Below are 23,307 nucleotides of genomic sequence, written 5' to 3'. Positions count from 1 at the left end.
CCCCCCCCCCCCCCCCCCCCCCCCCCCCCCCCCNCCCCCCCCCCCCCCACTAGTCGTCGGCAGCGTCAGATGTGTATAAGAGACAGACGTCAGGCTGAGCAGGATCACATCGCCAAGGCGCCGCGCGCCACCGCCGAGATAGGCCAGCTCCAGCGCGTTCAACTGGCGCGTCGCGTTTGCGGCGGGACCGATCGTCGACCTGAAATGATAGCCCAGCAGGAAGATGATGGCTGCGCTGGTCAGATAGAGAGTCAGGAAGGGGCCGGCCGTCCAGTCCAGCGGATTCCATGTCATCGCTTCGTCCTCATCAATCGATCGCGAATCCATGCGACGGGTCTGGGGATGATAAGCCAGCGGCGGCGGTCCGTCACATGATAGCGTTGGCGTCCGAAGCGCAGATGTGTCGCCGGCCACAGCTCCGCGCTCGGCGGCCCGAACATGCGCTCATGCAGCGCGAGCGTCTCGGCATATTGCCGGCGATAGGTTGCCTGGGCCTCGGGCCCACCGGGAGTGGGATCATGGTGCAGCGGTGCCTGCAATCTTTCGCCGCACCAGATCGTCCAGTAGTCGCGCGAATAGATCAGATGCTGGTGCCAGACTTCGTCGACGATCTCGCTCGGCGTGACCGGCGTCGGCGAGACGACGGCGAGAAAGCAGAAGCGGCGATAGGCATCGACGGCCGCGCGGGCTTCCTGAAGGCTCCAGCCATGGTCGCGCGCGAGGCGCCGGGTGAAGTTCAATGGCGTCTCGGGTTCGAAATCGTGCTGCTCGATGCGTTGCCACAGCGCCTCGCGCGCCGGCGTCCAGTCCGGCTCGCCGGATCGGATGTCGATCTTGAACTGCTGGCGCTGCAACCCGGGCTCCCGATGGTCATCCATGAGCGAGGATAGCATAGGATCATGGCAGCACGATAATTCCTCAAGTTCGCAACGGCGCCCGATACTCGGCTGCGAGGGTCTCGTCGGCGGAAGCACCGCTCACGAGATTGAACAGCGGCGTGAGGACGATTGTCAGAACGAGATTGAGGATGACGGCGTACAGCGCGGAATAGCCGGGGAAAGTGAAGTCGCCCACTGCAAGCGTATAGGTCGGGGTCAGATTTGCGGCGACGAACATTGCGCTGCCGGCGACGATTCCAGCCGCCCACCCGATGAGCAGCGCCCACTCGTTGAACCAGCGCGTGTACACGCCAAGCATCACGGCGGGCAGCGTCTGGATGATCCAGATTCCGCCGAGGAGCTGCAGGTAGATCGCAAATTTCGATGGCACGAACACGATGAAGGCCAGCGCGCCGAATTTGACGATCAGCGACACCAGCTTTGCCATTTGGGCTTCCTGCCTGTCGGTGGGCGAGCCGTTGATGAATTCGCGGTGGATGTTGCGCGTGTAGAGATTGGCTGCCGCGATCGACATGATCGCGGCCGGCACGAGCGCCCCGATGCCGATGGCTGCGAAGGCGATGCCGACGAACCATGACGGGAAGCTGTGCAGGAACAGGGCCGGCACCGCAAAATTGTTGCCGAACTGTTTGAAGCCGGCTGCGTATTCGGGAAGCGTGCCGACGCCTGCGGCAATCGCGAAGAAACCGACGAGCGCGAGCAGGCCGAGCATGAACGAATAGGCCGGCAGAAGCGCCGCGTTGCGCCTGACGGCGCGTCCGCTGCTGGCGCTCAGGATGCCCGTGATCGAATGGGGATAAAGGAAGAGCGCCAGCGCCGATCCGAGCGCCAACGTCGCGTAAGCTCCATAAGCGCCGGTCGTGTTGGCGCCGGGCGTAGCCAGCAGGAGTTTCTGGGCCGGTACGGCTGCGAAGATCTTCTCAAAGCCGCCAAGCTGTATGGGGACGGCGACGATGACTGCGAACGCCGTGATGTAGATCAGGATGTCCTTGACGATGGCGATCGAGGCCGGGGCCCGCAGCCCGCTCGAATAGGTGAAGGCGGCGAGGATGATGAACGCGAACAGCAGCGGCAGGTCGCCAGTATAGCCCTCGCCGGAAACGCCCATCCCTCCGATCACGACCTGAAGCCCGACGAGCTGGAGCGCGATATAGGGCAGCGTCGCGACGATGCCGGTGACCGCCATCGCCAGTGCGAGCCAGCGATTGCCGAAGCGCCCGCGGACGAAGTCGGCGGCCGTGATGTAGTTGTGCCGGTGGCAGACGTACCAGAGCCGCGGAAAAACCAGGAAGAGAACGGGATAGGCGATGATCGTATACGGGACAGCGAAGAAGGCGACCGCGCCGGCTCCGAAAGCCAGCGCCGGAACCGCAATGAAGGTGTAGGCCGTGTAGAGGTCGCCGCCGATCAGGAACCAGGTGATGATGGTGCCGAAGCGACGTCCGCCAAGCCCCCATTCGTGCAACTGGTCGAGGTCGCCCTTGCGCCAATGCGCCGCTGCAAAGCCGAGCCAGGTGATCAGCGCAAACAGCACCAGGAAGATGATCAAGGCAGTCCAGTTGACGTCCTGCACGGCGCTCCTCCCGATTGGCCCTCCTCGTTATCGCTTCCCCTTGCTTGATCGTACGCGCGACCGGCTATTCCTCCGTCGCGAAATAGACCATCGCAGTCAGGATGGCTCCAATGATGACCCAGAGAAGCTGGTACCAGTAGAAGAATGGGATGCCGACGAGCTCAGGCTCGGCCATGTTGTAGAACGGCGGCCAGAGGACGGCGATGAATTGAATGAGGAGGAGCAGGTACCACCAGCTCCACCCGGCGTGTTCCTGGTCCGGCCGGCTGGTGGCCGCTTCTCTCAAGCTGTTTCCTGGACTGTTTCGCGAACCGACGCCGTTTGGCATGGGACCTCCTTCACCGGCCAAGCCAGCGAATGTGCGGAGGCAACAGAGCTGCTCTTGCTGGTGCCGGCGGCGAAAGCCGGGGGCTCGCTACCTTCCGCGCAGCCTTCTCTGCGCCCGGCAACGCATTACTTGTTCCCTGGTTCCATTGGCGGTTGGGCTATGTCGCGGCCCGCCTCAGGCTGTCGTACCGTCGATTGAGCGTCGGATCACCCGCTGCACGTCGGCGTTGGACAGAAACAGGTCGTGGTTGATGATGCCCCAGCCGGCGTCGGAGGCATCGATCACGCGCACGCCAAGCTGCTCGATGGCGGCTTTCTCGGCGGCGCCGACCCGTGTCATTCCGCCTGCGATCTGCCCCGACAGCGCCAGTGCCCGATCGTTCGTCGCGGCGATCACGGTGATCTTGCCGGCAAGCGGACCGATGCGGTGGATCGCCGACGAGAACACATCCATGTCGATATCGGGCGCGGCAAACACGACCGCGCCGATCCTGCCCGTGACGGTGTCGCCATATCGCGCATAGAGCTGGCGCAGGCTTTCGAGCGTCAGCATGGTTCCCATACTGTGCGCAACGATGTGCACGCGGCCGCTGCCTGGTGCCGACACGATGGATGAGAGCACGCGTTCGAATTCATCGCGGGACCACATCGCGCTGTCGCGGTCATAGGCATAGTCGAACAGTCCTGCCTTGGAGGGCCAGGAGAACACCATGGTCCGGCCGCGGAACCTGATCCCATCGGAGAGGTGGGCGGCATCGAGCGCGGCCGTCTCGAATGTCTGCTTGAAGCCGTGCACATAGATCAGCACGTCTCCCCCGGCGCCGGCCTGCGCCAGGAGATCGCCAATGTCGGTCGATACCGGCTCGACCCGGTCAAGGCGCCAATCGCCAATTCCGACCGAGGCGAGAGAAAGACGGCTCTCGTCCGGCGCCACCAGCTTTGCTCGCGCGACCGTCATCGTGGTCGCGCGCTCCGGCCCGAACCAGGGTTTCGTGCGACCGCCGTTCACGGGCTTGCGCGTGGTGGTGATGAGCAATGTGGGATCAGCGGAGAGAGACGACGCGTCGAAGCGCGCGCCGGTCGCGCCCAGGCCTGTACATCCGCCAAGCGCGAGCGCGCCGCCTGCGGACACGAGCCCGCGCAGAAGCACGCGGCGTGACAGAAGCGAATCGAGAGAGTCGCGTTGTAGAGGACGTCGGTCGATCACAAGAAACCTTTGGGAACTGTGCCCACCGTAGCGCCGCCCCGTCCAGCTCCCTGAACGACAATGGGGGCGAGAAAACGACGGGGCTGCGAACGATCAGGCGAGTTCCCGGGAACCGAGCCGGCGTCGCCTCAATGATGATGGGCCGACACGCCCTTGACGCACTGGGTCAACAGATCGGTGGTGGCGGATTGGCCGACATCACCGAGGCTGATCATGCCGACCATGCGTTTGCTCTTGTTGATGACGGGCAGCCGCCGGATCTTCAGCGTCTCCATGTGGTGCACGGCTTTCGCCAGATCGTCGTCTTCCCGGCAGCAATGGATGCCTTCGGTCATCACGTCCCGCGCCGTCATGCGCGCGGCGTTGAAGTCCTTGGCTGCGAGGCCTTTGCAGACGATATCGCGATCCGTCACCATCCCGATCAAATGGTCGTCTTCGCCGATCGGAATGCAGCCGATGTCGTGCCCCTGCATCAACTTCGCGATCTCGGTGATCGGGGTGTCGGGGCTGACCCAATCGACGCCCTTGTGCATCACGTCTCTGACCTTCATGAGGACCTCCGTTGCGAACGCAGCCCCATCGCGTGACTATACAACGAACCGGGCACGACCGCACGCGCGCCGCGATGCGCGTACCGGATCACCCCACCGTCTTGCCCGCGGGGCCGCGGCGCTTCTTGTCAACCCATTCCGCCTGCGGAGGGGCGTGTTCCATGCGCTCGCCGGTCAAGCCAATATGTCGTGACGGCGAGCACAACCCAGCAGAGATTGTAGAGAAGGCCGCAGCAAATCACCACCCAACCCGGGATCGGGCCGATGGCGGCGCGATCGATGAGCTCATCGAGATGAGCCGCCATTTGCGGATGGATCGCGAGCTTGCCGACATAGGCGGACGTCTGGATCACGATGATCCAGATATAGGTGCGACGAATGCGACGCCCGGCGGCGCGAACGAAACTGATGTGATGACGCGGATGAAGGTAATCTTCCGCGAGGATGTTTCGCCAACGTGCATCGTCCTCTCCGCGTTTGCCGCTCAGGATCGGAACGTACCAATGTGTTTCGAGGAAGCGCGCCCGCGCGCGCCAGACGTTGAAATAGCGATAACGGCGCGCCTCGAGTCCGAGAAAGACCGCGAGCAGCATGCCTATCAGAATGAGCGGCAGCGCTGATGCCTCTCGAGAGGAGAATGTCGACGACAGGGCAATGCCCAAGGTCACGATCGACCAGTTGGTCGTGTTGTCGAGACGTGTTCGCCAGATGGTGCTGCGATAGATCTCCCCACGATAGAGATGGGCAATCGCACCAAATTCAGCCGGGTTCAGCTCCGGTATTTCACGCGTATCTTCTGAAGGCCTGAGCATGGCGCGAACCACCCGAGACCAGTGAAATGTTCAGGTCGCTTTCAGCAGCGACGCGGTGATACTACCACGATTCCGCTTCGTTTGGACAACTTCGCGATTGATGGCAGTGAGGCGTGCGCCCGACGCAGCGCCGTTCAACCGCAACGGCTTTGCCGTTCACTTCATCACGCGCACGCCCTTCGTCGTGAAGCGCTGGGTGCGGCCGCCCGGGCGCACCGGGCGCTTCGTGCCGGCGGCCTTGCCGGTGCCGGGCGGCTGGTGCGCTGGGACCAACTGGTGGGGCTGCGAGCCGATCAGGTCGCGGCGGCCCATCTCGATCAGCGCTTCGCGCAGCACGGGCCAGTTGTCGGGGTCGTGATAGCGCAGGAACGCCTTGTGCAGCCGGCGCTGCCTGAGGCCCTTGATCGCCTCGACCTTGTCGCTGCCGCCGTGGCGCACGCCGCGCAGCGGATTGACGCCGGTATGGTACATGGCGGTGGCGGTCGCCATCGGAGAGGGCAGGAAGGTCTGCACCTGGTCGGCACGGTAGCGGTTCTTCTTGAGCCAGAGCGCGAGGTTCATCATGTCCTCGTCGGTCGTGCCCGGGTGCGCCGCGATGAAATAGGGGATCAGGTAATATTTCTTGCCGGCCTGCTCCGCTGCGGCATCGAACATCCGCTTGAAGCGGTTGTAGGCGCCGATGCCCGGCTTCATCATCTTGTCGAGCGGGCCGCGCTCGGTATGCTCCGGCGCGATCTTCAAATAGCCGCCGACGTGATGGGTGACGAGCTCCTTGACATATTCCGGGCTCTCCACCGCGAGGTCGTAGCGCACGCCGGATGCGACCATCACCTTCTTGATGCCCTTGGTCTCGCGCACCTTGCGATACAGCCGGATCAAATCGTCATGCGAGGTGTTGAGGTTCGGGCAGATCTCGGGGAAGACGCAGGACGGCCGCCGGCACGCCGCTTCGACCTTCGGATCCTTGCACGCCATCCGGTACATGTTGGCGGTCGGACCGCCGATGTCCGAGATCACGCCGGTGAACCCCGGCGTCTTGTCGCGGATGCGCTCGATCTCGCGCAGGATCGAGCCTTCCGAGCGGTTCTGGATGATGCGGCCCTCGTGCTCGGTGATCGAGCAGAACGTGCAGCCGCCGAAGCAGCCGCGCATGATCGTCACCGAGAATTTGATCATCTCCCAGGCCGGGATCCTGGCATCTCCGTAAGCCGGATGCGGCGCGCGGGCGTAGGGCAGATCGTAGACCGCGTCCATCTCTTCGGTGGTCAGCGGGATCGGCGGCGGGTTCAGCCAGAGGTCGCGATCGCCGTGGCGCTGGACCAGTGCCCGCGCATTGCCGGGATTGCTCTCCCGGTGCAGCACGCGTGACGCGCGCGCATAGGCTTCGCGGTCCTGCTCGACCTGCTCGCAGGCCGGCAGCCGGATCACGGTGTTGCCGGGATGGCGCGCCGCGCCCTCGTCGGCGGAGTCCAGATCGTCCGCGTGCAGCTCGGTGTAGTCCTCCGGCGCGCGGCGGAACAGCGCGGTGCCCCGGATGGAATCGAGATCGCGCGGCGCCGTGCCTTCGGCGAGCCGGTGCGCCACCTCCACGACGGCACGCTCCGCGTTGCCGTAAAGCAGGATATCCGCCTTGGCATCGGCCAGCACCGAGCGGCGCACCTTGTCGGACCAGTAGTCGTAATGCGCGATCCGGCGCAGCGAGGCCTCGATGCCGCCGAGTACGATCGGCACGTCCTTGAACGCCTCGCGGCAACGCTGGGCGTAGACGATGGTGCAGCGGTCCGGGCGCTTTCCGCCTTCCCCGCCGGGCGTATAGGCGTCGTCATGGCGCAGGCGGCGGTCCGCCGTGTAGCGGTTCACCATCGAGTCCATGTTGCCGCCGGTCACGCCGAAAAAGACCTTCGGCTTGCCCAGCGCCTTGAACGGCTCGGCCGAATGCCAATCCGGCTGCGCGATAATGCCGACCCGAAAGCCCTGCGCCTCCAGCAGCCGGCCGATGATGGCCATGCCAAAGCTCGGATGGTCGACATAGGCGTCACCCGTCACCAGCACGATGTCGCAGGCGTCCCAGCCGAGCGCATTCATCTCGTTGCGGCTCATGGGCAGGAACGGCGCCGGATTGCGCGGCCGCGCCTGGGTCATCAGGGGTCTTTCGGCGGTCATGATCTGTGTGTTCATGGTGCTTACGGATAGAGCCCCGGGCCTCCGAATTCAACCGACGGACACGTGAAAGAACGGGGTTCCTGGATGGCAATCCGGGCTCGCCTGGGCCTCAGCCGCTGGCAATTGCCTGACGGATCCCGGCGACAATTGCCGGTTCGCAGCCGTGTCGCGCGCCATCGCCAAGCGCCGCCAGACCGTAAGGCTTCGGGGAAACAGAACGCGGCGACTGGCGTGTTGACGGTGTGGCGGTCCATTTTGCGAATCCCTTATCCGGGATGCGAATTCGATCGGAGCGAAGGTAACGTTGCATTCACGGCGCGTCGATAGCGTCGGCCCTGATGCGAGCAGGATGGCGGCAGTCGGGATCATGAAGACGGCGGAATTGGTCGATCCGGCTGCGACGCAGGCGGCATGTCCTGGATCGGCATCGCCGATGCCGGAAGATGCGGGGATGTCGCACCTGCCGACGGCCGACTCCCCGCCGCTGGCGGGCGAGTTGGCGCTCGACCAAATGCTGTTCAAGCATGCGCCGTGCGGCATCGTGATCGTCGATTGCGCAAGCCAGCGCTTCCTGGACTTCAGCGATCGGGCGAGCGCCGATCTCGGCTATTCGCGCGAAGAGTTCGCGCGGTTGGGTCTTGCCGATCTGATCTGGCGCGACGGGCCCGCTTCCCGGGCTGGCGATACGATGGAATGCCTCGCACGCAAATCGGGCCCAACCATCGCGCTTCATCGCCACAAGAGCGGCGCGCTCGTGCCGACCGAAGTCGTCTGCAAGCAGTTCAACTGGCGTGGTCGAGACTGCACGCTGGCGTTCTGGACCGATGTGACGGAGCGGTTGTCCCTGCAGGAGCGCCTCGCGATGCAGGAGAAATACTATCGCGCGCTGCTGGCCAGCATTCCGTCCCCCGCCTGGCTGATTGACGTGGAGGGCCGCTTCCTGGCCGTCAACTCCATGTACGCCGCCGATCTCGGTCGCGCCAATCCGGACGAATTCATCGGAAAGCGATTGCACGATGTCTGGCCGGCCCACGTGGCTGAGGAACTCTGGGAGGCCAACCGTCGCGTGATCGAGTCGCGGCAACCACAGGAAGTTGAGAGAGGCCTGGTCGTAGCGGGATGCCAACGATTCCTGGTCGCATCGCTATCGCCGATCGTGTGGGAAGCCGAGGTGATCGGGATCGCCGGTGTCGTTCACGACATCACCGATCTCCGGAAGATGATCGACGATCTGCACGAGCGGGAGACCGAGCTTCGGACGCTCGCCGAGAATTCCCCGGACAACGTGATCCGTCTCGACTGCGACGGACGCCTGACCTACATCAATTCGCACTATGCGCGGATGGTGGGGCTCAGCCCCGATGCCATCTGCGGAAAAACCCTGAACGAGATCTATCCGGCCGGCACCGCGCATGTTGACCGCTTCGTCAATGCGGTCAGGGCGGTGTTGGCCACGGGCCAATCGCGGGTTCTCGAAACGCAGGTGCCCGTCGCAAGTCTCGGAATGCGGACGCACCACGTCTCCATCGTCGCCGAACGGGACCGCAACGGAGTGGTCCATGGCGTTCTCGCGATCGGGCGCGACATCACGGAACGGCGCAGGATGGAGGAGCAGCTCGCGCAGCGGGCGCAGGAGTTTCGGGCGCTTGCCGAGAACTCGCCGGACGCGATCGTCCGGTTCGATTCCGAATTGCGTCGGCTCTACATCAATCCGGTAGCGCGGGAGTTCACCGGTCCGGCCCGGAACTACGGCGTGGGACTGACGCCCAACCAGGGGTCGCCGATTATCGACACGGCGCGATACACGGCGATGCTGAGAGAGGTGTTCGAGCGCGGCGAGAAGCGCGAAGCCGAGTTCAAGGTCAGGAAGCCCGATGAGGTCGGGACCGTTCACACGCGCTTCGTTCCCGAAATCGGCGAGACGGGACAGGTGCAAACCGTCCTTGCCGTCTCCAGGGACATCACGGCCTCTGTCGGCCAACGCGAACGGATCCAGCGGCTCGCCTTTTTCGATTCGCTGACAGGACTTGCCAATCGCGCCCTGTTCTACGACCGCGTCCGGGACGAGTTGAGCCTGGGGACACGTCCGCGCGGCGGTGTCGGCCTGATGTTGCTGGACATCGACCACTTCAAGGATGTGAACGACACGCTCGGCCACAGCCGTGGCGACGAGCTGCTCAAGGAGATCGCGAGCCGCCTTAGCACCTGCATCCGCGAGACGGACACCCTGGCGCGTCTCGGCGGCGACGAATTCGTCATTCTGATCGCGAACATCCGCGACGATGCCGAACTGCAAGAGATCGCCGAACGCATCCAGCGCGCGATGGCGCCGGTGTTCCGGCTCAGCGGGTCGGAATTGTTCGTGTCCTGCAGCATCGGCATCACGACCGTCGTGAGCGGTGAATGGGATATCGACGAACTGATGGGATCGGCGGACGAGGCACTCTACGAGGCCAAGCGGAACGGACGCAACAAGGCCCAGTTCTACCGGCCAGAGCTTTCGCAACGGACCATGGAGAAGGTCGCCCTCGGTCACGCTCTTCGTCAGGCGCTCGATCGCCGGGAATTCAGTCTGGTGTTTCAGCCAAAATGCCGGCTCGGCAACGGTCATCTCGTGGGCGTTGAAGCGTTGCTGCGCTGGAAGCATCCGACGCTCGGTCCGCTGCCGCCGGATCGGTTCATCAGCGTCGCCGAGGAGTCCGGGCAGATCGTCGAGATCGGTCGCTGGGTGCTCGAGAGGGCCTGTGCGACCGTCGTGCGGCTGAACCGGTACCGCGCTCATCCCATCACCATGGCGGTCAACATCTCGCCGAGGCAGATCACGACCGGCGCATTGACGGAGCACATCGCGGCGGCGCTCGAGGCGAGCGATTGTCCGCCGGCCTGGCTCGAGATCGAGATTACCGAAGGAATGATGCTCCAGGACAGCAAGGGCGTTCAGGAGACGCTTTCGGCGATCTCGCGCATGGGTGTCTCCATCGCCGTCGACGACTTCGGCACCGGCCATTCGGCCTTGGCCTACATCGATCGTTTCCCGATCAATGTCGTGAAGATCGACAGGTCGTTCACGATGAGCATCGACCGTGATCGCCGCAAGGCCGCCCTGGTCCGCGCTTTCGTTTCGCTCGCGGATGCTCTGGATCTGAATGTGGTGGCGGAGGGCGTTGAAACCGCAGAACAGGTGCGTCTCCTGCGCAAATTTGGCTGCGAGATCGGCCAGGGATATTTCTACAGCAAGCCGATGACCGTGCTTGCCCTCGCGCGACGATACGGTCTCCTGTCCCGGCGGTAGGTCGATTGGCATTCATTTGGCGTGTGCTTTCGCGCTCTCGACGGCACCGAGCGCGAACCGCTCGGATTCTCGCCCTTGCCATCGTGAGAAATTGCGCGCGCGGCGCCGCGGTCTGAGCCAGCGCAGGCAACGCGCGCCGCGATTTAGAACCACTCGATCTTAGAGCAATTCAAGTCGCGTTTGCTGCGCGCGCGCTGCTAGAGGCGCGTGCGTGAATGCAGTTCTCCGACTTGGAAGTGACTTGAAAGTGCGTGCCAATGCTGATGGCCAGCGCGTCCGCGGCCATCAAAACCGTGCCGGCAGGAGTCGTGCACGCGTTCTCATCGGGGCAGCCATCCTGCTCGCTGATTATTCCTCCTCCACGACCGTCGCAGTGGCGCAGTCGGCGCTGCCGCCGGTGACGGTGGAGGCGCCGACCAAGCGGCCGAGGATGACTGCGACGGCGACATCGTCGCGTCGCACGCAGGCCGGTGCGCGGCAACGCGATCGCAATCCGAAGCCGGCGGAGGCGTCGCCGTCCGAGCGCGCGGCCACAGCCGCGGCCGTCCTCAACGAAGCCAAGCTCGGCTATCGGGCGATGCCGAGCGCGAGCACGCTGCGCACCGGCGCCTCGCCGCTCGATACATCGCAGTCCGTCAACGTCGTGCCCGAGCAGGTCTTGAAGGACCAGTTGCCGCGTAACCTCGACGACGCGCTCGCCAACATCTCCGGCATCACCCAAACCAACACGCTCGCCGGCACCCAGGACGCGATCATCCGTCGCGGCTTTGGCGACAATCGCGACGGCTCGATCATGCGCAACGGCATGCCGCTGGTGCAGGGCCGCAGCCTCAATGCAGCGGTAGAAAGCGTCGAAGTGCTGAAGGGGCCGGCTTCGCTGATCTATGGTATCATGGACCCCGGCGGCATCGTCAACACCATCAGCAAGCGCCCGGAGCTCTATCAGCACGGCTCCATCACCCTGCTCGGCTCGACCTATGGCGGGCGCAGCGGCGGCGATGCGCTGTTCGACATCACTGGTCCGATCGGCAAGGATGGGCTCGCCTATCGCTTCATCGCCTACGGCGTCGGCGAGGATTATTGGCGCAATTTCGGCACGCACAAGGAAACGCTGATCGCGCCGTCGCTCGCGTGGTACGGCAAGGACACCACGATCCAGCTCAATTACGAGCACCGCGACTTCCTCTATCCCTTCGATCGCGGCACGGCGATCGACTCCCGTACCATGAAGCCGCTTGCGATCCCGGCGACGCGCCGGCTGGACGAGCCCTACAACAACATGTGGGGCACGTCCGATCTGGTGCAGGCCTCCGTCGAGCACCGCTTCAACCAGGATTGGAAGCTCTACGCGGGCTACAGCTACAACACCGAATCCTACGGCGCCTATCAGCTCCGCATCACCGCGGTGAACCCGGTCACGGGGATCGAGTCTCGCAGCAATGACGGCACGTTGGGCGCGCTCAGCAACATCAGCTACGGCACGTCCTATTTGCAGGGTGCGTTCTGGTTGGGGGATATGCGCCACGAAATGCTGTTCGGTGGCGACGCGCAATATCGCACGATCTACCGCCAGGATCTGCTGCGCAAGACGCTACCCAGCGTGTTCAACGTCTATGATCCCGTCTATGGCCTGATCGGGCCGGGCACGACGGTATCGGCCGCCGACAGCGACCAGACCGACAAGCTCGGCGAGCGCGCGCTGTTTGTCCAGGACACGCTGCATCTCACCGACAAACTCGCCCTGGTCGGCGGCGTTCGCTGGATGGAATACGAGCAGCTCGCAGGCAAGGCGCGGCCGTTCGTGACCAACACGAATCTTGCGGGCGAGAAGGTGTTGCCGCTTGGCGGTGCCGTCCTCAAGCTCACCGATCAGGTCTCGCTTTATGCAAGCTACACGGAATCCCTGAAGCCGACCTCGACGATTGCGCCGCTTACCGGCGGAGTGGTTGTCGGTTCGAACATCGCACCCGAGGAAGGCACCCAGTACGAGGTCGGCGCCAAGTTCGATCTCAACCAGCGCCTGTCGGGCACCGCGGCAGTCTACGACATCGACAAGCGGAACGTGCTGGTCTCGCAGCTCAACAGCACCACTGGGGTCACGGAATATCGCACCGCCGGAAAGGTCCGCTCGCGCGGCGTCGAGGTCGACGTCACGGGGCGGCTGACCGACCAATGGAGCATGATCGGAAGCTATGGCTACACCGACGCGCGCGTGACCGACGACCCGACCTATTACGGCAAGCAATTGCAGAACGTCGCGCTCAATACCGCCTCGCTCTATCTCGTCTACGATTTCGGTACCGCGCTGCCGGGCCGCCTCCGCCTCGGCGGCGGCGCGCGCTATGTCGGCGACCGGCCCGGCAATTCCGCCAACACTTTCGTGCTGCCGTCCTACGTCGTCGCCGACGTGTTTGCGACCTACGAGACACGCCACGAAAAGCTGCCGGTGATCTACCAGCTCAACGTCAAGAACCTGTTCGATACCGTCTACTATCCGTCCGCCGTCGACAATCTGAAGGTCGCGATCGGCGACGCGCGGCGCGTGTCGCTGTCGGCAACGGTGAAGTTCTAGGATGGCTGCACGGCGGATCAAGTCCGTCCTGCTCGAGGTCCACTCCATTCTGGGCCTCATCATCGCGCTCGTGCTCGCCGTGATCGGAATCACCGGCGCGATCATGAGCTTCGAGGATGAGATTCTCGACAGCCTCAATGCAGGGATCATGCACGTCGTGCCGCGCGCTTCGCCGATGCTGACGCCCGATCAACTCGTCGCGCGATTGAATGCCTCGCAGGACGGCGGCAGGGTCTCGGGCGTGACGATGACCAGCGATGCGTCCGCGGCAGTGCACGTTCGCTTCGCCCGCGAGGGGCAGGGCGGGCGGCCGTCCTCGCTCTACATCGATCCCTATGACGCCCGCGTGCTCGGAACGCCTCGGGGTGAAGGGTTCTTCGCAGCCGTCCGAAGGCTGCATCGCTGGCTGCTGCTGCCCGGCGACGGCAACGGCTATGGCCGCCAGATCACCGGCATCGCGGCACTTGGCTTGATCGCGCTCTTGATATCGGGACTCGTGCTGCGCTGGCCGCAGCGTGCCGGCAGTGCGAAGATGTGGCTCAAGCCCAATCTGGCCTTGCGCGGTCGCGGCCTGCACCGGTCGCTGCATGCGGTCATCGGCACGTGGGTCTTGCCGATCTATCTGGTGATGACGCTGACCGGGCTCTGGTACTCGTTCGATTGGTACAAGGATGGTGTGGTCTGGTTATTGTCGCGCCCCCCGACCGCTGCCGCGCGGCTGCCACCGAAGCCGCCGCGCGCGATTGCGCGTGAGGCCGCAGAGTCGCCGGGATTCGACCGCGCGTGGTCCACGTTCCTGCGTGAGCAGGGGGGCTCGTTCGCGAGAGCCCAACTGACGTTGTCGGGCGCCAACGGCACGGTCATGCGCGTCCGATCATGGTCGAAAGACTCCACGCTCGAAGGCATGCGCGACGAATTCCGCATCGATGCGGTCACCGGGCAGCTGGTCTCGGCGGATATCTACGCGACCAAGACGCCCGGCGAGCGGATCATCGCCGACGTCCTCGACATTCACCGCGGCGCGATCCTGGGATGGCCGGGCAAGCTCGCCTTCATGCTGGCAGCGACACTCATGCCGCTGTTCGTGGTCACGGGATTCCTGCTCTATCTGCCGCGCCGTCGGCACCGGCGCCTGGCGCGGGCGAACGAGCGGAGCAAACCCGCCCTGCAACGCCCTCGCTTGGGATGAGGCTTCAATTGCCGGCAACTTGCTCGATGCGCGCAGGCGTGCGGTCAGTTCCTGACCCGTCTCAGGCGTGTGGCCATGAGCTCGCATGGCGCCGCCAAATCCGCAGGCCGCCAAGCCAAGTCTGCTGATGCCAATCCGTCGGTTGAACCTGGCGTCAGCGACGAGGATCAGGCGACTTGCAAGGCGCGGGCATAGGTCAGGCCCGAATTCGTGATGTGCACCGTCATCAATCGCGCGAAACCGTCGAAGTCGCCGTGTTCAAACAGGCGCAACAATTCGCGATGCTCTTCGAACGAGGCCGGAGTCTGCACGTCGACGGGCGCGCTCAGATTGGTGCGCAGCGCAGCGAGACGCCCCGAAACGAGCTGATAGGACTCCTGGAGATAGCGATTGCCGCAATGAGCGAACAACGCATCATGGATCGCGCTGTCGGCGCGCCCATAGGCAACGTTGTCCTTGGCCGTGAGCGCCTGCTCCATCGCGGCAATGGCCTGCTCCATCGCCGCGATTGCGCCGGCGCGGTCGTGGGCAAAGGCAAGCTCGGCGGCCTTCGGCTCGATCACGATCCGGAACGTGCAGAGCGCCGTGATGTCTTCGGCGCTCGGCGTAAAGACGAAGCTGCCGACCTGCGGCCGGATTACCACGAGGCCCTGCGCCTGCAACTGGCCCATCGCCTCGCGCACCGGGGTGCGGCTGACGCCGAAGGACTGCGCGACCATCTCCTCGGAAATGGCCGCGCCGAGCGCGAACTCGCCGTCGATGATGCCCTGGCGCAGCCGCAGCATCACCCGCTGCGCCAGCGATTTCGGCGTATCGAGCTTCAGCGACTTCATCGATCCTCAGATGACCTTGCCGGGATTGAGCAGGTGATCGGGATCGAGTGCGGCCTTCAGCGTGCGCATCAGCGCGATCTCGGCTTCGCTGCGGGCGTGGCCCAGCCACTGCTTTTTCAGCGTGCCGATGCCGTGCTCGGCGGAGACGCTGCCGCCCATCTCGCGCACCAGGCCATAGATGATCGCATCCATCTCGGCCTTCGGCTGGCGTTCGGTCGGCAGCCCCGTCACCCAGGAGACGAGATGCAGATTGCCGTCGCCGATATGGCCGTAATAGACGCTCTCGCAGCCCTTGATGCCGTCGGCGAGCGCTGCCTTGCAGCGCGTGACGAACTCGTCCATCCGGGCCACCGCAAGGCCGATGTCGTAGGAGATGTGCGGCCCCAGCACCTGGACGAACTCGGAGCAGATGTCGCGCACTGCCCAGAATTTCTGGGTCTGCGCCAGCGACTGCGCGACGGCGGCGTCCGCGAGCAGGCCACGTTCCATCAGCTCCTCGAGCCAGGCCTGGAAACGCGGCGCATCGATGCTCTCATCGGTGCCCTGCGCTTCCACAAGTACGTAAAGCCCGTGTCCGGCAGCGACCGGCGGTTTGACCCCGGCGCGCGCGGTGATCACCTCCCAATAATCCGGCCACATCACCTCGAAGGCCGACAGCAGCGGGCCGAGGCCGGATCGCGCAGCAGCGAGCAGGTCGACCACGGCGGCATAATTCTCCAGTGCGCACAGCGCGGCCATGGTCGAGCGCGGCTTTGGAAACAGCCGCAGCACAACGCGCGTGATGATGCCGAGCGTGCCCTCCGAGCCGATAAAGAGATGCTTCAGATCGTAGCCGGCATTGTTCTTCATCAGCTTGTTGAGACTGGTGATGATGGTGCCATCCGGCAGCACGACCTCGAGCCCGAGCACCAGCTCGCGCGTCATGCCGTAGCGGATCACGCGGTTGCCGCCGGCATTGGTGGAGAGATTGCCGCCGATCGCGCAGGAGCCGCGCGATCCCAGGTCGAGCGGAAAGAAGAAGCCGGCCTCGTCGGCCGCCTTCTGGATCGTCTCCAGCGGCGTGCCGGCCTTCACCGTCATCGTCGCAGACGCAGGATCGATCTCCTCGATGCCGGTCATGCGCTCCAGCGAGATCGCGACCCAGCCGGGTTCCGGCGCGGCGCCGCGGCACAGGCCCGTCAATCCGCCCTGCGGCACGAAGGGCAGGCTTGCCTTGCGGCAGGTTGCAATCGCAGCGGCGACGCCGGCCGCATCCGCCGGGCGGATCACCGCGAGCGGCGTTTGCGGCAGGCTCGCGCTCCAGTCATTGCAGTTGCGCGCCGGCACCTCATTGCCGGTCAGCACAGCTTGCGGGCCAAGCCGGTCGCGCAGATCGCGCAGCAAGTCCTTGGAGCGTTCGAGCAGCGTCGTCATGTCGATGCGGAGCCTCTTGTTGCCGAACGTCGCGGGTCGGCGCCTGCCCATGCATTTTTGGCGGCGCGACCCGCTTCATCGCGGAATTGCAGGGGTGTTGTATGTAAGGTACAAGAAGTAAATGGGAACGCCAAGCAGGTTCCGCACTTTTCAGGAAGTGCAAGCCTGATCAAAACCTTAGAAACGATAGCCGTTGCAGAGGACAGGTCATGACGGACGCAATTCGCGGGTTCTGGGTCGCCACGCCGACGCCGCTGACGGCCGAGGGAGCCGCTGACCCCGACCGGTTGGCGGATCATGCGCTTCGGCTCTTCAAGACGGGCGTCGACGGCGTCGTGGTGTTCGGCACCACTGGCGAAGGCACCTCATTCAATGTTGCAGAGCGCGTCGTGGCCGTGGAGGCCTTGCTCAAGGCCGGGATCGCCGCTGATCGCATCGGTGTCGGTGGCGGCTTTCCCGCGATCAGCGACAGCATCGCCTTGACGCGTTCGATGCTGAGCCTCGGCGTGAACCATGTGCTGTACCTGCCGCCCTATTTCGATCGCAACGTCACGTCCGAGGGCATCGAGGATGCCTTCGCTGCGATCTTCGACAGCGTCGCCGACGATCGCCTGCGCGCCTATCTCTACCACATCCCGCAGGTCTCCGGCGTCGCCGTGCCGACGCAGGTCGCGGCGAACTTGCGCAAGCGCTACGGCAAGCTCGTTGCCGGCCTCAAGGACTCCAGTGGCGACTTCAAGCAGTTCCAGGCGTTTCGTGCCGCCGCGCCCGAGCTCGCCATCACCGTCGGCAACGAAGCCGACATCACCCGCGCCATCGCAGCGGGCGGCGCCGGCACCATCTGCGGCATGGCCAACATCGTGCCCGAGCTCGTCAAGGGCATGGTCGATGGCAAGGACGTCGAAGCGCGGATGCAGGCGGCGGTCGATATCGTCGTCAACACGCCTTCGTTCGCCGCGACGCTGAAGGCCATTCTCGCAGCGCAGACCGCCGATCCCGGCTGGCTGCGCGTGCGTCCGCCGCTCCGCGGCCTCGCCGACGGCAAGCCGCTGAAAACGAAGATCGACGCGCTGGTAAGTCCCGCGATCGCGTGACTCCCGCGAACCTTTCTCGCGTTCGGAAAGCGGCTCAGCTAGTCAAGGCCGCGACAATGGTCCAAAAGCGGCAGGCTCATTCTTGCGAGGACCCGCCGCTCCATGAAGCTTCCCACCGTCACTCCTGCCGACATTCGTCGCGCGCTCCTGCTGCGCGAGGAGATCGCGCTGCTCGACCTCAGGCATGAGGCGGCCTTCGCCACCGGCCATCCCCTGTTCGCCGCCAATATGGCGGAGGGGCGCATCGCGATCGAGGCCGAGGCGAGGCTGCCGCGCAAGGACGTTCCGGTCGTTCTCTATGATGACGGCGAAGGTCTGGTCGGATCCGGCGCCGAGCGCCTGCGCGCACTGGGCTACAGCAGCATCCGCGTATTGGACGGTGGTCTCAAGGCGTGGCGCGCGGCCGGCTACGAGGTGTTCGAGGACGTCAACTCCTATGCCAAGGCCTTTGGCGAGCTTGTCGAGGCGCGCCGTCACACACCCTCGCTCAGTGCCGACGAGGTCGCGGGCCTGATTGCCGGCAAGGCCAATGTCGCGATCCTCGATGTGCGCCGCTTCGACGAATATGCGACCATGAACATCCCGGGGTCGGTCAGTGTGCCCGGCGCCGAGCTCGTGCTGCGCGCGGGCCGCGCGGCACCCGATCCGGACACCACCATCATCGTCAATTGCGCCGGCCGCACGCGTTCGATCATCGGCACACAGTCGCTGATCAATGCCGGTGTCCCCAACAAGGTGCGCGCGTTGCGCAATGGCACGATCGGCTGGACGCTCGCCAAGCACACGCTCGAGCACGGCGCCGGGCGGCGCGGTGCGGTTGGGGCGTTCGAAGGCGCCGCGGCCAATGCGCGCGACGTTGCCTATCGTGCCGGCGTTCGCCACATCGGCGCCGGCGAGGCGGCGGCGCTCGCTGCGCAAACCTCGCGAACCCTGTATCGCTTCGATGTGCGTGACGCCGAGGACTATGCGAGTGGTCATCTCGCCGGCTTCCGCCACTATGCCGGCGGCCAGCTCGTCCAGGAGATCGACATGGCGGCACCCGTGCGTGGCGCGCGCATCCTCCTGACCGACGACAAAGGCGTGCGCGCCGACATGACAGCGTCCTGGCTTGCGCAGATGGGCTGGGAGGTCTACGTGTTCGATGGCGGCTATGACGGCGCGCTCGAAATGGGGCCGCCGCAGGTGCTGCCCAAGCCCGATCCCGCGCACCGGTACCGCCGTCCCTACGAGGGCACGGATGTCGCGGAACGCGCAATGCAGGCCTATCTCGACTGGGAATACGGCCTCGTCGAGCAGCTCCGCCGCGACGCGACGCACGGATTCTACGTGATCTGAGTGGGGGAAGGCAGGCTGGCGGGAGATCAAGATGTCCTGCCATCACGTGTCCACGCGAGAATCATATTGTCTTCCGCCTCGCTGGCGACTAAGCCGCGCGCGAAGGTGAATACCCCACGGAGATTCCATGCCAGCTACAGCCCCGACCCCTGAGAGGACAGCGAAAGCCCTGCTGCTTGAAGGCGTCAATGACAGCGCAGTGGACCTGTTCAAGGGAGCCCGGTTCACCAATGTCGAGCGGTTGACCAAGGCGCTTGACGGCGAGGCGCTGCGGCAGGCCGTCAAGGGCGTGTCGCTGCTCGGCATCCGCTCACGCACCCAGCTCACCGAGGACGTGCTCGCCTCTGCCGACCAGCTTCTCGCGGTGGGCTGCTTCAGCGTCGGCACCAACCAGGTCGATCTGCCCGCCGCCCGCAAGCGCGGCATTCCGGTCTTCAATGCGCCGTTCTCCAATACGCGCAGCGTCGCCGAGCTCGTCATCGGCGAGATCGTGATGCTGCTGCGGCAGATCTTCCCGCGCTCGGTGGCGGCGCATGACGGCGGCTGGGATAAATCCGCGGCTGGCAGCCGGGAGGTGCGGGGCCGCACGCTCGGCATCATCGGTTATGGCAATATCGGCTCGCAGCTCTCGACGCTTGCCGAAGCGATGGGCATGCGGGTGATCTTCTTCGATCGCACCGACAAGCTGCGCCACGGCAACACCGAGCCGGTCGAGAAGCTCGAGGACCTCCTGGCCCAGAGCGACGTGGTCAGCCTGCATGTGCCGGAAACGCCGGAGACCGCGGGCATGATCGGCGAGCGCGAGCTGCGGCTGATGAAGCCGGGCTCGTTCCTGATCAACAACAGCCGCGGCACCGTCGTCGATCTCGATGCACTGGCGCGTGCGTTGCGCGATGAGCACCTCGCCGGCGCCGCCGTCGACGTCTTCCCGGTCGAACCCTCCTCGAACGCCGATCGCTTCAAAAGCCCGCTGCAAGGCCTCAGCAACGTGATCCTCACCCCGCATATCGGCGGCTCCACGGAAGAGGCGCAGGAGCGGATCGGCGGCGAGGTGGCCCGCAAGCTCGTCGACTATTACGTCACCGGCTCGACCATGGGCGCGGTCAACTTTCCGGAGGTGCAGCTCCACCTCCGCCCCACGGGTGTCCGCTTCAGTCACGTTCACCGCAACGTGCCGGGCATGCTGCGCCGGTTGAACGAGGTGTTCTTGCAGCGAGACGTCAACATCGCCGCGCAGTATCTGGAGACGCATGGCGAGCTCGGCTACGTCGTGCTCGATGCCGATCTCGGCGGCCAGGATTCGAACGAGCTGCTCCGGCAGATCCGCGCGCTCGACGGCACGATCGGCGCGCGGCTGGTGTTCGAGCACTGAGGCGAACGGGCTGAGGGCTTTCGCATCACGACGCTGTGACGCGTCCGGGCGGGCTGCGCTGTTGCGTGGCCCGCCTTTCGCTTTCTACACTACCTGTGGTTACCTGGGCGCCGAAGGCAAAGCTGATCTAACAAGTCTCGTCTAAAGTCTCATCGAACTTGAGCTTAAGTTGCGTGAGTGCGGACACGATGGCCCGAGACCGCATACCGATCGACCTTGCACTTCAAGGCGGTGGCTCGCACGGCGCGTTCACCTGGGGCGTGCTCGATCGTCTTCTCGAAGAGACCTGGCTTGATATCGTTGCCATATCCGGGACCTCCGCCGGAGCGATGAACGCCGCGCTGCTGGCCGACGGATGGACGGCGGGCGGCGCCAAAGGCGCACGCGAGGCCTTGGACCAATATTGGCGCCGCGTGTCGCGCGCCGCGGCATTCAGTCCCTTGCAGCGCTCGCCGCTCGATCGCCTGATGGGGCGCTGGACGCTCGACACCTCGCCGGCCTACGTCTTCACCGATCTTATGTCGCGCCTGTTCTCGCCCTACGATCTTCCGGTCGATTACAATCCGCTGCGCAAGGTGCTCGGCGAGAGCATCGACTTCGAACGCCTCGCACGTTCCGAGATCAAGCTGTTCATCACCGCGACGCGGGTGCGCACCGGCCGCGGCCGGATCTTCCGCAACGCAGAGATCACGGCCGACGTTCTCCTGGCCTCGGCGTGCCTTCCGACCATGTTCCGCGCCATCGAGATCGACGGCGAGCCCTATTGGGACGGCGGCTTCGCGGGCAATCCGACGATCACGCCGCTGGTCCGCGAAAGCGACGCCTACGACACCATCCTCGTGCAGATTAATCCGACGGAGCGGCCGGAAGACCCGCGCAGCGCGGCGGAGATCCTCAACCGGCTCAACGAGATTTCATTCAACTCGCCGTTGATGAAGGAATTGCGCATGATCGCGCTGCTCCGTCAGGCCGCCGATCCCGGAAGCGGCGAGGGCGCGCGCTGGGCACGGATGCGGACGCACCGGATCAAGAGCGACATCCTGACGAAGTTCGGCGCCTCCTCCAAGCTGAACGCGGAATGGGAGTTTGTCTCGATGCTCCGTGCCGAGGGGCGGCTGGCCGCGAGCGAATTCCTTGAACGTCACGGCGATGACATCGGCCGGCGTTCGACCGCTGATCTCGACGTTCTCCTGGCGGAGTGTTGAGACGTGGGGCTTCTCGGCATCCTTGTCGGGCTCGGCCTGCTCGTGGTGCTGGCCTTCCGCGGCTGGAGCGTCCTGCTGCTCGCACCGCTCGCGGCGCTCGTCGCCGCAGCCTTTGGCGGTGAGCCGCTGCTCGCCAACCTGACGCAAATATTCATGGCGAGCGCTGCGGGCTTCCTGGCGCAGTTCTTTCCGATCTTCCTGCTCGGTGCGGTGTTCGGCAAGCTGATGGACGACAGCGGCGCGGTGACGGCGGTCGCCGCCTTCATGGCACAGCGGCTCGGCGAACGGCGCGTGATTCTTGCAGTCGTGTTGGCGGGTGCGCTGGTCACCTATGGCGGCGTCAGCCTGTTCGTCGCCTTCTTTGTCATCGTTCCGATGGCGCAGTCGTTGTTCCGCGCGGCCGCCATCCCGCGCCGTTTGATCCCGGCGGCGATCGTGCTGGGCACCTCGAGCTTCACGATGTCGGCTCTGCCCGGCACGCCGTCGATCCAGAACGCGATCCCGATGCCGTTCTTCGGCACGACGCCGTTCGCCGCGCCCGGGCTCGGCATCATCGCCTCGCTCATCATGCTCGGCACCGGCTTGTGGTGGCTGCAGCGGGCGGAAGCCGCGGCCCGTCGCGCCGGCGAGGGTTTTGGCGCGGATGCGCAAGAGCCGGCCGAGGACATTGTCGACGATGAATTGCTGCGCGAGCGTGCCACGCTCGCCCGCGAATTCGATCCAGCGGAGATCCGGCACGGACGTCGCAGCGAAGCACCCTCGCCGGTCTTGAGTGCCATCCTGCCGCTCGTCGTCGTCGTGGCGGTCAATCTCGTGATGTCGCTATTGGTGTTGCCGCGGCTGGATTTCTCGTATCTGGCCGAGCCGCGCTGGGGCGGCACGTCCTTGTCCGCGGTCGCGGGCGTATGGTCGGTCTCGGTCGCGCTCGCCACCGCGATCCTCGTGGCCATTGCCATGAACTGGACGAGGCTGGTCTCGCTCCGGCAGACCATGGATGCCGGCGCCAATGCCTCCGTGCTCCCGGCGCTGAGCGTCGCAAGCCTGGTCGGGTTCGGGGCCGTCATCGCTGCGCTGCCGGCTTTCGAGACGGTGCGCGACTGGGTGCTCGCAATCGAAGGAGGTCCGCTGGTGTCGCTTGCGGTTGCGACCAACATTTTGGCGGCACTGACCGGCTCGGCGTCCGGCGGCCTCACGATCGCACTCGATGCGCTCGGCCAGACCTATGTGGAGATCGCTGCGAAGACCGGTGTCGACCTCGCACTGATGCACCGCGTGGCGGTGATCGGTTCGGGCACGCTCGATATCCTGCCGCACAACGGCGCGGTGGTCAGCCTGCTCGCGATCTGCGGGCTGACCCACCGCGAGAGCTACCGGGATATCGTGATGGTCGGCATCGTCGCATCCCTGCTGGCGCTGGTCGTCGTCATCACGCTGGGTAGCCTCTTGGGATCGTTCTGACGTCTCGCGACC

Annotated in this window: 17 protein-coding genes; 8 read left to right on the top strand and 9 right to left on the bottom strand. The window is 65.0% G+C overall.

What is annotated here, in order from left to right; all coding sequences use genetic code 11:
- Positions 1-290 precede the first annotated feature (290 nt).
- The 7 genes from ACV1FX_RS18920 to ACV1FX_RS18890 form a co-directional block, all read right to left on the bottom strand.
- The gene (locus ACV1FX_RS18920) at positions 291-854 is read right to left on the bottom strand and encodes a glycine-rich domain-containing protein (RefSeq protein ID WP_473119054.1); all 564 of its coding nucleotides are present in this window, start codon (positions 852-854) and stop codon (positions 291-293) included.
- Positions 855-918: 64 nt separating this feature from the next.
- Positions 919-2,472, bottom strand: a complete 1,554-nt coding sequence (gene mctP, locus ACV1FX_RS18915; protein WP_473119053.1) for a monocarboxylate uptake permease MctP — start codon at positions 2,470-2,472, stop codon at positions 919-921.
- 64 nt (positions 2,473-2,536) lie between these two features.
- Positions 2,537-2,698 (bottom strand): DUF3311 domain-containing protein, encoded by a 162-nt coding sequence (locus tag ACV1FX_RS18910; protein WP_473119065.1) that lies wholly within the window; start codon positions 2,696-2,698, stop codon positions 2,537-2,539.
- Between the two features lie 276 nt (positions 2,699-2,974).
- The gene (locus tag ACV1FX_RS18905) at positions 2,975-4,006 is read right to left on the bottom strand and encodes an alpha/beta hydrolase (protein WP_473119052.1); all 1,032 of its coding nucleotides are present in this window, start codon (positions 4,004-4,006) and stop codon (positions 2,975-2,977) included.
- Positions 4,007-4,134: 128 nt separating this feature from the next.
- A complete protein-coding gene (locus ACV1FX_RS18900) occupies positions 4,135-4,557 on the bottom strand; it encodes a CBS domain-containing protein (RefSeq protein ID WP_473119051.1) in 423 nt (140 codons plus the stop codon).
- A gap of 128 nt (positions 4,558-4,685) precedes the next feature.
- Positions 4,686-5,381 (bottom strand): DUF2270 domain-containing protein, encoded by a 696-nt coding sequence (locus ACV1FX_RS18895; protein WP_473119050.1) that lies wholly within the window; start codon positions 5,379-5,381, stop codon positions 4,686-4,688.
- Between the two features lie 144 nt (positions 5,382-5,525).
- Complete coding sequence (locus ACV1FX_RS18890) at positions 5,526-7,547, bottom strand: YgiQ family radical SAM protein (RefSeq protein WP_473119049.1); 2,022 nt, start codon at positions 7,545-7,547, stop codon at positions 5,526-5,528.
- A 352-nt stretch (positions 7,548-7,899) separates the two neighbouring features.
- Between ACV1FX_RS18890 and ACV1FX_RS18885 the strand changes: the two genes are divergently transcribed.
- From ACV1FX_RS18885 to ACV1FX_RS18875, 3 genes are all read left to right on the top strand, one after another.
- Complete coding sequence (locus ACV1FX_RS18885; protein WP_473119048.1) at positions 7,900-10,824, top strand: sensor domain-containing protein; 2,925 nt, start codon at positions 7,900-7,902, stop codon at positions 10,822-10,824.
- Between the two features lie 247 nt (positions 10,825-11,071).
- Positions 11,072-13,396 carry a TonB-dependent siderophore receptor gene (locus tag ACV1FX_RS18880; RefSeq protein ID WP_473119064.1) on the top strand — a complete coding sequence of 775 codons (2,325 nt, stop codon included), beginning with the start codon at positions 11,072-11,074 and terminating at the stop codon, positions 13,394-13,396.
- 1 nt (position 13,397) lies between these two features.
- Entirely contained in the window at positions 13,398-14,585 is a 1,188-nt protein-coding gene (locus ACV1FX_RS18875) for a PepSY-associated TM helix domain-containing protein (RefSeq protein WP_473119047.1), read from the top strand.
- Between the two features lie 167 nt (positions 14,586-14,752).
- On the opposite strand, the gene ACV1FX_RS18870 is transcribed toward ACV1FX_RS18875, so the two are convergent.
- Positions 14,753-15,418, bottom strand: a complete 666-nt coding sequence (locus tag ACV1FX_RS18870) for a GntR family transcriptional regulator (RefSeq protein WP_473119046.1) — start codon at positions 15,416-15,418, stop codon at positions 14,753-14,755.
- Between the two features lie 6 nt (positions 15,419-15,424).
- On the bottom strand, positions 15,425-16,837 hold the full coding sequence (locus ACV1FX_RS18865) for an FAD-binding oxidoreductase (protein ID WP_473119063.1): 1,413 nt from the start codon (positions 16,835-16,837) through the stop codon (positions 15,425-15,427).
- Positions 16,838-17,040: 203 nt separating this feature from the next.
- Between ACV1FX_RS18865 and ACV1FX_RS18860 the strand changes: the two genes are divergently transcribed.
- From ACV1FX_RS18860 to ACV1FX_RS18840, 5 genes are all read left to right on the top strand, one after another.
- Positions 17,041-17,925, top strand: coding sequence for a dihydrodipicolinate synthase family protein (locus ACV1FX_RS18860; RefSeq protein ID WP_473119045.1), 885 nt, complete (start codon positions 17,041-17,043; stop codon positions 17,923-17,925).
- Positions 17,926-18,027: 102 nt separating this feature from the next.
- A complete protein-coding gene (locus tag ACV1FX_RS18855) occupies positions 18,028-19,260 on the top strand; it encodes a rhodanese-like domain-containing protein (RefSeq protein ID WP_473119044.1) in 1,233 nt (410 codons plus the stop codon).
- A gap of 127 nt (positions 19,261-19,387) precedes the next feature.
- Positions 19,388-20,632 (top strand): phosphoglycerate dehydrogenase, encoded by a 1,245-nt coding sequence (gene serA / locus ACV1FX_RS18850; protein ID WP_473119043.1) that lies wholly within the window; start codon positions 19,388-19,390, stop codon positions 20,630-20,632.
- 188 nt (positions 20,633-20,820) lie between these two features.
- Positions 20,821-21,837: a patatin-like phospholipase family protein gene (locus ACV1FX_RS18845; protein ID WP_473119042.1), complete on the top strand. Its 1,017-nt coding sequence runs from the start codon at positions 20,821-20,823 to the stop codon at positions 21,835-21,837.
- Positions 21,838-21,840: 3 nt separating this feature from the next.
- Positions 21,841-23,295: a GntP family permease gene (locus ACV1FX_RS18840; protein ID WP_473119041.1), complete on the top strand. Its 1,455-nt coding sequence runs from the start codon at positions 21,841-21,843 to the stop codon at positions 23,293-23,295.
- Positions 23,296-23,307: the final 12 nt, after the last annotated feature.

Source organism: Bradyrhizobium ingae (genome assembly GCF_055791185.1).
Note: the sequence above shows the minus strand (reverse complement) of the source record. Positions and strands in the feature narration are given on the sequence as shown.